Here is a 10478-nt window from a genome sequence, read left to right on the forward strand (position 1 = left end):
TGCTTTTATTTTATATATGTTATACCTTCTTTTTCATTTTTGAGAAGCTTTGTCAAAGAGTTCACTTGGGGGGCAACATAAGGAGCTACTCCACCATAACTTTTATCGTCTGCCATCAGGATAATCTGATTAGCAAAAGTATGAATATATTCTGCTACATTTTCCAAGTTCTTACCACTTAGTTCTGTAAAGGGAGAGTCAATAAGGAATGGATAATCATGAGACACTTTCAACTTATCTGTAGCTCGGTCCTCATTTGAGTAATCCAAAATTGCTTTGGCAAAAGCGAGTGAGTTAACTTTGCTCTGGCCCGTGGATTTACCCTCGACTACCCTAAGAACAATTTTCTCATGTATCTCACTTTCTGACAAGCCTTCATCCTGCAAGGTTTTCAATTGGCCAGAATTCGTCCACGCAGTAAGCATTGCATCATATTTGCTCTTAACGTATGTTACAAGTCGATACTTTTCTTTTTTCTCATGTTGACACAAATAGATACCCCTTCCAGTATCTTCGCTTAATAGCGAATACGCTTTAGAAAGATATGCATTGATGCTCAAGAGCGATAATTCACTATTACGCTCACCAATTTTATCAATTGCTTTTTTGAAGAGATCCAATATTTCTTGTTGTGCATTCAGAATCTTTTGCTGTTCCATATTTCCAGAAACAGCTTCTAGCTCAGCTTTAGCCTCTTTAAGTCTTTTCTCTGCCATTACTTTTTCTCTTTCAAATCGTTCTTCGTCCTGCGTTAAACGTCCATGCAATTGAAGCTGCTCATCACGTTCTCTGCCTAATTCCCTTACCGTTTCAGAAGCATTCGTTACTAATGACTGAGCAATATTTGATAATTGGACTTTCAATTTTGCGAGTTCTTCCTCGTCACCCTTCATTAGGGCATATGCTTCTTTGAGCAATTTACCAGTACGTTTCTTCTCGCCCTCGAACTGATTAGCCATATACAAGAGTGTACTGCTGATATTATCTGGGGGAAGTGTTGATAACATATCAGTTAGATGTTTTATAACATCACTACTCATCTCGCAACCACAAATACATTTGGGGCGCTTTAAAATACTCTTTACTGCCTCAACAGTTAGACCAGCAGGAATATCAATGTTTTCAATGGACTGTTTTACGTCATTAATCAATTGATCTGTCACTAACGCATATCCGTCAGATAATCTTTTGTAAAAGGCTTCTGTATTTTGCTCAAAACTCTTTTTTACTCGTTGTAAATCTTTCTCTATGCCTTTTCGTTTCTGTTCCAGTTCTTCCGCATCTTTCAGTTCAGACAATTTTGTAGAGATTTCTTCTATCTTATTATTAACTCTATCTAGATTTACGCCGACCCCGTGAAGACTGATAGTTTTCTCCTCAATCGTATCTTCTAATTCTCCAATTTCATTTATAAGCTCTTCGGCAGAGGCATTACCGGCTTGGCGGTTGATTCTCATCTTTTCTTTACGAATGTCACCATTAACATCCTTGATTTCGCCAGAACACAATTCAAAAAGTTTCTCATTGGTAACAAGTGAAATTACATTCTTGATAGTTTCTATCGATTGATCTCCAACGAGATTGAGTTTTTTCATGCGTTCACCATCGAATGTTATTCCTTCCAAAATCGATTTCGGAATTATTCTTGATAGCAATTCATCAACAACATCCTTATTTGTTTCTGGAATAGTACGTTCTCCATTTGTTTCAGTATGACTTAGTTCTACTTTTTCGTTTGAAGTTACTTTGTCATTCGATCTCCAAAAAGTTTCAGTACGTTTCATAAAATATTCCGTCCCTTTGTTGGTGAAGGACAACTCCACCCAACAGTCTACAGAATTAGCATGGCGATCAACTTCTAACTGATGATACAGAGCAGAGTTTAGCGAATAAGGTGTTTCTTCTTTCTCGCGCAAACTCTTGAAATTTAATCCATAAAGCACCCATTGGAAAGAGAATAGCATTTCTGTTTTTCCAGAGCCGTTGACACCCATCACCAAAGATATATTCTTGTTCTTTGTCGTGTCAAACTTTACAGTTACGTCCTTAAAACAACGATAGTTGTGATATTTTATGTAGTTAATCTTCATATGGCTATTCTTTTTCAATAATACCTTTCACAATCTCCATAAGTTGTGATTTCAATTGCTTATTGTTGCCAGTTTCCTGACAAGTCTTTGCATAATTCAAGAACTTCCAAAAGCCCATCTTTTGTGCTTCTGTAAAGTGCAGTTCCTCTAGTACGTCTTCAATTGGATTCTGGTTCATACTCTTGGATTTCTGTTATTGTTACGTGATAAGTTTCTTCAATATTATTAAATGTGAGTTCATTAGCATCCTTATTCAATGCTAAACGATTGTATTCTTTAGCTCTGGCCAACTCAATCTTAAGAAGACCTTCGCAGCCATACGTTCCTGCTTCAATTGCCGGCAGTACTACCATATCATAGATATAGGCTATCGTCTTGCCACTCTCCTTACATTTTCGAAGCACACGACCTCGTCGCTGAACGGTTTGTCTCAGAGCACTATCACTTGCCATGATGTATATCTTGTCAAGTTTGGGGACATCAACGCCTTCATCAAAGCACTTGATAGCAACCAAAGTATCAAAATATCCCTGTTCAAATTCATACAAGACCCTTTTTCGATTTAATGTTTTGCTAGTAAATTGAGACACTACCAAACCATTGTCATAAAGAGTCTTTGTAACAGAGTCAATAATATATTCACCCTCGTCATATTTTCCTTGTCCACAATAAACAACTGAATTGACAAAGTTATATCCATTTTCTGCAAGTTCTCGAAGTTTTTCAATCTTACTAGAAGCTTGCTTCAAAATCAGACTTCTTTCTCTGCGAAGTTTATCAACCACGTCCAAATCAGGTTCTTTCTTGTTCAATTCTTGAGCAAGTAGCTTACTTTTTAATTGAAACTTTTCTGTTTCCTCATTCGTAAGCCGAACAAAGATGGGATGATACTCATATTTTGAAAGGAAGTTATTCTCTATAGCATCTTCAATTCCATAATAGAACGTGTCGCCAGGAGTAAAGAACCTAACTATTGCTTCAGATTCACTTTCACTAAAACGCTGAATAGTAGCGCTAAGACCCAGTTTATATTTAGGGTTCAATTCTACTAAGGCGGACAGGTTACCCTTTGTTAGATTGTGTGCTTCGTCAACAATAATGAACAATGGTGTAATCTTGCGCAATTCAGAGCACATCTTCGAAAAGAACGTATCATATACCGCTACACATATAACATCATCATCTTCTGTAAAATAATCAATCTTCGCTTCAGAAAGTGTCTTTTCGAATGAGGTTCCGCTTCCTCCAAATAGATGAATCTTGTCATATCCTTCTTCACGTAAGGCTGCCTCCCATTGAACTTGCAAATCTATCTGCGGCACACATACAACGATAAACATTTTTTCGTCCTTCTCCTTCTTAAGCCGTTTGATAGTTTTGACAGAAGTAAAAGTTTTACCTGTACCAGTTGCCATCTCATAGAAATGCTGATAACCGTTCTCGCAGAACTCCTCAATGGCTCTTTCCTGATATGGATACAGTTTTTTCTTTTTTCCACCATTTTTAGAGATAATATATGCTTCAATCGCCTCTTTTAATGAGTCACTCTTTTTGTAACATTTCAGCAATTGATTTTTAACAGCCTCTGGGAAATCAATAATTACAACAGACTCCTCTTTATTCTCCCATAAATTATTAAAATACTTAAGTTCATCTTTAATAAACTGTTCTACTTCTTCATTCTTCCATGAACAATTAACAGTTATACTTTCTTGATTATGTAAGAAAGCAGATGTTGTTTCATTTAAAGAACCATTGAAATAGGTCATGTTTTTATTCTCATCTACAAAGATGCCAAATTTCTCATGAAAGATACCTAAAGGTTGATAAGCAACTTTGATTTCTAATTTTCTTTCTGCAATCATATTGCAAATTACATCTAGCTTGCTTATCTCATCATCAGTAATATGGCACCCTAGTACGGAACGTAATAATGACTCAATTACAGTATGCTCATCGATGTTTACGCATGCATCAATTATCTTTACGTCAGACAATGAGAGATCGGGATTACAGATGAGATTAATTTTTCCTTGTTTCTCTACAAAGTGAATCAAACCATCAATAGACAACGTCAAAGAGTGAAGGGAAAAGAAGCCTACAGCTCTGTACAATTCTACACTTTCTGTATAGCATGGAATATAGAAATCCCTCTCTATAGAATCTTTATGAGTTCTGTATATAGGTTTAAATGACAATCTGTTCAGCATAAGCTCAATAATTTCTAATGACTACTTCGGGTTGCTTATCTCGTTTCTCTCCATTAGCATTAATGAAGCGTGGAGCCATTATTCTATCGAATTGGTAACCTTGATACAGCCCCTCAAAATATGAATCACCGTTATCAGTTTTACTATCAGAATTACTTAACATTAGCAAGCAATTCTGATTAGACAATCTATCACAAAACGCTTTCAATTCCTCCTGTTGCCTGTCTTCAAATGGATCATTTGAGTACTCCTTAAATGACGATGTTTCATTTATAGGGCGATAAGGAGGATCGAAATATACGAAGTTTGGAGCATTCCTACTAAGGTTCTGCTTTATCAACTTATAATCACCAGGTTGGCGAATCACCAATTCCACAGAATTAAGGAATCGATGGTCAGCCATTATCAGTTCCTCATTGCAAATAACTGGTTTCTTATAACGTCCGTATGGAACATTAAATTTACCCGCAGCATTAACCCTGTGTAAACCATTGAAACAAGTATGATTCAAAAAGATGAATAACGCTGCCCTTTCGTCAGGATGTATTCCTTCGCTATTATACCGTTCGCGATAGGCATAATACAAATCTCTTCTTTCTGGATAATCCACACTAAAGTAGTTTTCTTCAATGTCATTCAATCTGTCGATAAGAATCTGAGGTTCGTTTGCTATCAAATAATAACTGCGGATAAGATCGGCATTGATATCATTTATAACAGCCCGTTTGATACACTTATGATGTTGCAGCATGTGGAATAACATTGCGCCGCCACCAACGAAGGGTTCTATGTAAGTTACATTTTCAAGATCGTCGAAATTAGTCGGGAGTAGTGCTTCCAACTGCTGAAGGAGATTTCCTTTTCCGCCTGCCCATTTTACAAAAGGCTTGGGCACAACAGCCTTTTTCTTTACTACCGCGTTTTGAGGCATCGGTCAGTTTATGTTCTGACTGATACCCGTTAGTCAGAGGGTTCATAGCTATTCAACGACGATAAATACGAAAAAAACGGGGTATCCTCATCTGCCGTTCTCCATTTAGGCCGTCGGAAGCCCTCTCAAAAGAACAACAGAGTCTGAATACCCACGCTGGCTAATATACAAAGCACCCAAAAGTGTGCGTGAGGGTATCAACTACCCTCGCAGCACACTCCGGGATGTATATACAACCCGTTAGCATCCACCTCCGCTTTTGTCTTGATTTGAGATTTGAATTTCCGACGTTCAAATGGTCAAAACAAAGCATCAATGACGCTTAATCCGTAATGTCGTGTCTTACCCCACCAAACTAAGTGATGGGAACTGACGTTGCAAAATTACAAAAACTTTCGCTAAAAACACAACTTCAAGGCTAAAAAATGCAATTTATAGAGAAAAAATCGTATCACCTATCATAGGTAGATATTTACAATGAGTGATATTTTATGTAAGAAACTCGAAAAACTGGGGACATTAGATGCTGGCGGATGGCATATCCGCCAGAACAAGATATAACTTCTAAAAATTAGCCAAAGAGAATTATTGCGACAGTGTCGCAATAATTTTGAATTCAGAAAAAAATACTTGTATTTGTATATTGCTTTATATTAGTGATTTACGAGTTAAACGGTAGAGAAGTGAAACCGTAGATTCATTGAACAATAAAAAGTAGGATATTTAACACTTTTAACTTTATGAAACCACAAAAAAACATTAAAATATGCAGATTTTGAGCTGTGTTATAGCATGTTGGAGTTTCTTCGATGGCTGTATTAAACTGCGACAGGCTGATACCCAAGAAGAATGGATTATCGAGCAACAACTTTGGACAAAACCGTACAAATCTGCTATCTCTACATACAATACAAAGTTAAATATATATAAAATCGTATGATAATTACAAAAAAGCAATAATTAAAGCATGCGTGTATTAAATATTATTTGTATTTTTGTAGAAAAATTACGATAATAGATAAAATTTTGCAGTATGATACGAGATTTTTGGGTAAAGAACTATCTTTCCATTCGCGACAAGCAGGAATTAAGCTTCGTGGCCAAGGGACCATCTTCGGAACTTGTCACCGAAGTTGCTGATGGTGTGTTCTTGTATAAGTTAGGCATCCTCTATGGTTCTAACGCCTCGGGTAAGTCGAATATGCTGATTGCCATGAACGAGGTGTTCCGTCTGTTGGTCATGCCAAAATCGGATGCTACAGACGAAATAGGTGGTTGCATACCCTTTGTGCTCACCAAAGATGAACCAACAGAAATGCACGTATCATTCTATGCCGATGGCACCCGATATGACTACGATGTCAAGTTCAACAGTAAGCATATACTGAGTGAAGCCTTGTACTATTACCCCAACAAATCAAAATCTCTGTTCTATGAGCGCAGTTTTGTGAGCGAGAACGTGCAGGCTGACATCAAGTTTGGTGCGAGTCTCAAACTGCAAATCAAGACGCAGGAGAGCATCCGTGAAAACACCTTGAACAATCACAGTGTGCTGTCCGTTTGCCGAAAGGCTGCCTTGAAAGAAGACATTGCTCCCTTCAACACACTTCACGCATGGATTATGTCCAATTATCACGACGTGGACGGCGATGTAGAAAAGGGACTCGTTGAAATTTTGAAGGATGCTTACAGCAATCCTAAGAAGCGTAAGTTCTATAACACAATGCTTCAGAAGGCCGACTTGAACATTCTGGAATATCATCCTGTCGTTGAAGACCGCATTGTGCCCAATGATTTCCGCGAGCGTATCCAGAAGGAAAACATCCCCGAGGAGATGAAAGATGTTCTGTTGAAACCGACCTCAGATTCCATCACCTTCTTGAACCATTCTGATAATGGTGATTTTGATATTCCACTCAGATGGCAATCAAAGGGTACTCAGAAGTATATCCGTATATTGGATGCATTATACGATATGATAACAAGTCCTCATGTGTACTATCTTGATGAACTGGGCGAGGATCTGCACAACGACTTGTTGTACTACTATCTCAACGTCTTCATCTTCAACTCCGATAAGTCGCAGCTGGTTATTACGAGTCAGGAGACCACCCTTCTTTCGCAGGATATGATTAACGAGAACAGAGGTGTGGTGTGGTTCGTTGAGAAGAACAAGGAGACTGCTTCGTCCGAATATGCCCGTGGCGATTCATTCGGTCTACACAAGAACCTGTCTCTATACAATTCGTATCGTATTGGCAGACTGGGCGCAAAGCCGGAACTGGGTAGTATCTTTATAAATCTGGAGGACTGATATGGGAAAGCTACGACAGACAGCACTCATCTTGGGTGAAGGGCCAACTGAATTCTTCTATTTCAAGTCCCTATGCGATGTATTCAAGCGACTGACCATCAAGCCAGACTATCCGAAACATACCAATATCAAGGAACTAGAAGCCAAGATTGCAGAGGGGGTGGCAATGGGTTATAGCCATATCTTCTGCATCATCGACATGGACACAAAGGACAAAGAACCAGAGCGTTCACAATATCAGAAGTTAAAGACAAAGTATGCCAATCCCATTGACAAGCCAAAGAAAGGTATATATTGCAAGGTCGAGTTCTTCGAGACTCATCGCTGCACCGAACTGTTCTTTCTCTATTATTTCCGATACACCTCACGTCCATATGATGAGCAGGAACCATTGCTTAAAGACCTCAACCAATGTGTCGAGTATCGGAAAACGATAGAGTTCTTCATCAAGACCAAGGGACTTCACGGTTACTTTGAGCGCAATGGTGGAAGCCTTGAAAATGCTATGGCCAATGCCAATCGATCTATGGGTGAGAAAGAAGCCTCGGGTCGGGATTACACATACTCGGAACTTGGAAGGCTGATGATGGAGTTGAAAGAGTTGGAATGACAAGTCTTGCGACGAAACTGTCATGATTGTCATTGTCATGATTGTCATTAAGGGTTTTGAAGTTTGGAGGGGTAAATAGTACTATAGAATTAATATATTATATATAATATATTAATTCTATTACTAAATTGAGTGGTGAGACTGCTTAATGACAATTGACAATCATGACAATCATGACAATCTCTACATTTTTCAAAAAAAAGTTGGGAAAACATTCGTGAACCGCAATCAAATTGTTGTACCTTTGCAGTGTCAAATTGAAAGAGTAAGCGCAGCGGCATTAGGGCTAAAAATTGCGAAGATTAAATCTAGAAATTGCGCGCATTAATGGTAACAATTGAAAGTGCTAATAGCGGCTGAAATCTGCTCCGACTGACGAAACTGAGAACAAACACAATTTATTTTACAAACAAACTATTTAAAAACTAATTTGCATTATGGCTATTAAAGTAATTGCTCAGCGCCGAGAGCTTAAAATCGGCAACAAACCTGGTAAGCGTTTCATCATGCGACCCGACCTGTATAGCGGCATCGCTGAGAAGAAGGTGTTTCGCGACGCTGCTACGCGCAGTGGTATCTCTGCAGGTGTGATTAAGGCAGCTTGGGATGCTGCAGGTGAGGTAATCCGCACGTGGGCCACCGAGGGTCACTCTGTGCCTCTGCCAGGCCTAGGTACCATGCGCTTCGGCGTGCGCTCGAAGGCGGTGGAGAACCTGGAGAACGTGAAGACCGGTCTGATCACTACCCGTCGCATCGTGTTCACGCCATCGGTGGACGTGAAGGACGAGCTGAAGAATACCGCCATCCAGATTACCTGTCTGGACGAGGAGGGTAACGTGCTGAAGCGCGTGACTAGTGGGGATAGCGGAGATGTGGAGGATCCAGACCAGCCTACCACCCCAGGCACCTCCCCTAGCCCCTCACAAGGAGGGGGATCTGTAAGCGGCGGGGACAATGATCCGATCGACGAGCCCAACGGTGACTAAGGGTTGGGGCGAAAGCCCCACCCTATTCCAAAATTAAAAAATGTAAGAATGTAAAAATTGAAAATTTGAGTTATGACTAAAAAGGAAACGACTAAGTTTATTGTGCAATTGATAGCATCGATTGCGTCGGCGATACTGACGGCGCTGGGGGCCACATCGTGTATGGGGCTGTAGGATAGATAGATTATATTTCCGCTGATTGGAAGAGACAAAGAAAACGGAAGCCGCGTGTGAAGTGCACCCCGAAAGTTAGACAAAAAACTTTCGGGGTCACATCAGTTCGCTCCTCGCTTTTATTTTAATTTGGTATGTTACTATTCGGAAAGAAATTCCTCGAAATTCTCCTCTGGGAGCGAAACTTCAAACCCATTTTTAAGAATAAACTGCTGACCATTGAAAACGATTTCTTTTTGGTCGTATCCAGCCATATCCCATGTTATAAATGTTTTAGCTTCTATAAGCGAATTACCCAGATTCCTACACAAGCATAAACCATCATTTCTTGCCATCCAATAAGCATCGGGGTACTTTCCGCTTGGTACGTTGCCTGTCATACTCTTCATATTTGACCAGGAGGACGGGCTGTTCTGATTTGAGAAGAAAATGGCGGATTAACAATTATTATGTCCTAAAATTAGGCAGTTTGGAATATTTTCCGTATATTTGCAAAGTAAATATACCAATAACGAATGAAGCTGAAAGATTTTTTTGCTTTTAAAGACTGGCTATCGTATCGACAGAAGGTGGGTTTGCTGGTGATAGCAGGCGTCGTATGCGGCCTCGGCGGATTGTTTATGTATCTGCTTAGGGCGCATACTTATTTTATAGGTGACAACCCGTCGGCCTGCGTCAACTGCCATATCATGACCCCTTACTATGCTACGTGGAGCCACTCCTCTCACGGACGTATCGACCATCAGTCAAACGGTGCCACTTGCAACGATTGCCATGTGCCCCATCAGAATCTCGCCGTATATTACGGTTTCAAGGCAGTCGACGGTTTAAAGCACACGGCATATTTCGTGGGCCACATGGAGCATCAGGCCATCAAGGCCGAGAAGCTAACAGGCCAGGTAGTAATGGACAATTGTATCCGCTGCCATACGCAGCTGAATACAGAGTTTGTGAAGACGGGCCGCATGGGCTATATGCAGCAGTTGGCCACAGGCGGTAAGGTGTGCTGGGACTGTCATCGGGGTGTGCCACACGGTGGCATGAACTCGCTGATGGCAACACCAAATGCTGAAGGCGTAACACCGTTGCCCCCATCTCCCGTTCCTGATTGGTTGCAAAACATGATGAACTAAACAACGAATTACACCAATTTCACGAATTAA

The 10478-nt window shown here is 40.0% G+C and carries 10 protein-coding genes; 5 read left to right on the top strand and 5 right to left on the bottom strand.

The features are described from left to right. Nucleotides 1-5 precede the first annotated feature (5 nt). Genes T360_RS0112765 through T360_RS0112780 form a run of 4 tightly spaced genes read right to left on the bottom strand, consistent with a single transcriptional unit; the run spans nucleotide 6 to nucleotide 5231 of the window. Nucleotides 6-2090: an AAA family ATPase gene (locus T360_RS0112765; RefSeq protein ID WP_028913123.1), complete on the bottom strand. Its 2085-nt coding sequence runs from the start codon at nucleotides 2088-2090 to the stop codon at nucleotides 6-8. A 4-nt stretch (nucleotides 2091-2094) separates the two neighbouring features. Continuing rightward, nucleotides 2095-2268, bottom strand: a complete 174-nt coding sequence (locus T360_RS16290; protein WP_155949555.1) for a hypothetical protein — start codon at nucleotides 2266-2268, stop codon at nucleotides 2095-2097. Further along, nucleotides 2249-4300 (bottom strand): DEAD/DEAH box helicase family protein, encoded by a 2052-nt coding sequence (locus tag T360_RS0112775; RefSeq protein WP_028913124.1) that lies wholly within the window; start codon nucleotides 4298-4300, stop codon nucleotides 2249-2251. Before T360_RS0112775 ends, T360_RS16290 begins: the two co-directional genes overlap by 20 nt. Before the next feature lie 4 nt (nucleotides 4301-4304). Then, nucleotides 4305-5231, bottom strand: coding sequence for a Dam family site-specific DNA-(adenine-N6)-methyltransferase (locus tag T360_RS0112780; protein WP_028913125.1), 927 nt, complete (start codon nucleotides 5229-5231; stop codon nucleotides 4305-4307). Nucleotides 5232-6264: 1033 nt separating this feature from the next. Here T360_RS0112780 and T360_RS0112785 point away from each other — a divergent pair. From T360_RS0112785 to T360_RS16295, 4 genes are all read left to right on the top strand, one after another. Next, nucleotides 6265-7545: an ATP/GTP-binding protein gene (locus tag T360_RS0112785; protein WP_028913126.1), complete on the top strand. Its 1281-nt coding sequence runs from the start codon at nucleotides 6265-6267 to the stop codon at nucleotides 7543-7545. Between the two features lies 1 nt (nucleotide 7546). After that, complete coding sequence (locus T360_RS0112790) at nucleotides 7547-8155, top strand: RloB family protein (protein WP_028913127.1); 609 nt, start codon at nucleotides 7547-7549, stop codon at nucleotides 8153-8155. Nucleotides 8156-8592: 437 nt separating this feature from the next. Then, complete coding sequence (locus tag T360_RS0112795) at nucleotides 8593-9141, top strand: DNA-binding protein (RefSeq protein WP_028913128.1); 549 nt, start codon at nucleotides 8593-8595, stop codon at nucleotides 9139-9141. A 72-nt stretch (nucleotides 9142-9213) separates the two neighbouring features. Continuing rightward, on the top strand, nucleotides 9214-9315 hold the full coding sequence (locus tag T360_RS16295; RefSeq protein WP_155949557.1) for a smalltalk protein: 102 nt from the start codon (nucleotides 9214-9216) through the stop codon (nucleotides 9313-9315). A gap of 140 nt (nucleotides 9316-9455) precedes the next feature. On the opposite strand, the gene T360_RS0112800 is transcribed toward T360_RS16295, so the two are convergent. Beyond that, the gene (locus tag T360_RS0112800; protein ID WP_197019318.1) at nucleotides 9456-9704 is read right to left on the bottom strand and encodes a hypothetical protein; all 249 of its coding nucleotides are present in this window, start codon (nucleotides 9702-9704) and stop codon (nucleotides 9456-9458) included. Between the two features lie 126 nt (nucleotides 9705-9830). Between T360_RS0112800 and T360_RS0112805 the strand changes: the two genes are divergently transcribed. Next, on the top strand, nucleotides 9831-10448 hold the full coding sequence (locus T360_RS0112805) for a NapC/NirT family cytochrome c (protein WP_028913130.1): 618 nt from the start codon (nucleotides 9831-9833) through the stop codon (nucleotides 10446-10448). The last annotated feature ends 30 nt before the right edge of the window (nucleotides 10449-10478 follow it).

This window comes from Prevotella sp. MA2016 (assembly GCF_000619825.1).
GTDB lineage: Bacteria > Bacteroidota > Bacteroidia > Bacteroidales > Bacteroidaceae > Prevotella.

Excerpts from the sequence above, each read along its gene's own strand:
- T360_RS0112780 (WP_028913125.1), bottom strand. The coding sequence starts at position 5,231 with ATGCCTCAAAACGCGGTAGTAAAGAAAAAGGCTGTTGTGCCCAAGCCT.
- T360_RS0112765 (WP_028913123.1), bottom strand. The coding sequence starts at position 2,090 with ATGAAGATTAACTACATAAAATATCACAACTATCGTTGTTTTAAGGAC.
- T360_RS0112800 (WP_197019318.1), bottom strand. The coding sequence starts at position 9,704 with ATGAAGAGTATGACAGGCAACGTACCAAGCGGAAAGTACCCCGATGCT.
- T360_RS0112795 (WP_028913128.1), top strand. The coding sequence starts at position 8,593 with ATGGCTATTAAAGTAATTGCTCAGCGCCGAGAGCTTAAAATCGGCAAC.
- T360_RS0112790 (WP_028913127.1), top strand. The coding sequence starts at position 7,547 with ATGGGAAAGCTACGACAGACAGCACTCATCTTGGGTGAAGGGCCAACT.
- T360_RS16290 (WP_155949555.1), bottom strand. The coding sequence starts at position 2,268 with ATGAACCAGAATCCAATTGAAGACGTACTAGAGGAACTGCACTTTACA.
- T360_RS16295 (WP_155949557.1), top strand. The coding sequence starts at position 9,214 with ATGACTAAAAAGGAAACGACTAAGTTTATTGTGCAATTGATAGCATCG.
- T360_RS0112805 (WP_028913130.1), top strand. The coding sequence starts at position 9,831 with ATGAAGCTGAAAGATTTTTTTGCTTTTAAAGACTGGCTATCGTATCGA.
- T360_RS0112785 (WP_028913126.1), top strand. The coding sequence starts at position 6,265 with ATGATACGAGATTTTTGGGTAAAGAACTATCTTTCCATTCGCGACAAG.
- T360_RS0112775 (WP_028913124.1), bottom strand. The coding sequence starts at position 4,300 with ATGCTGAACAGATTGTCATTTAAACCTATATACAGAACTCATAAAGAT.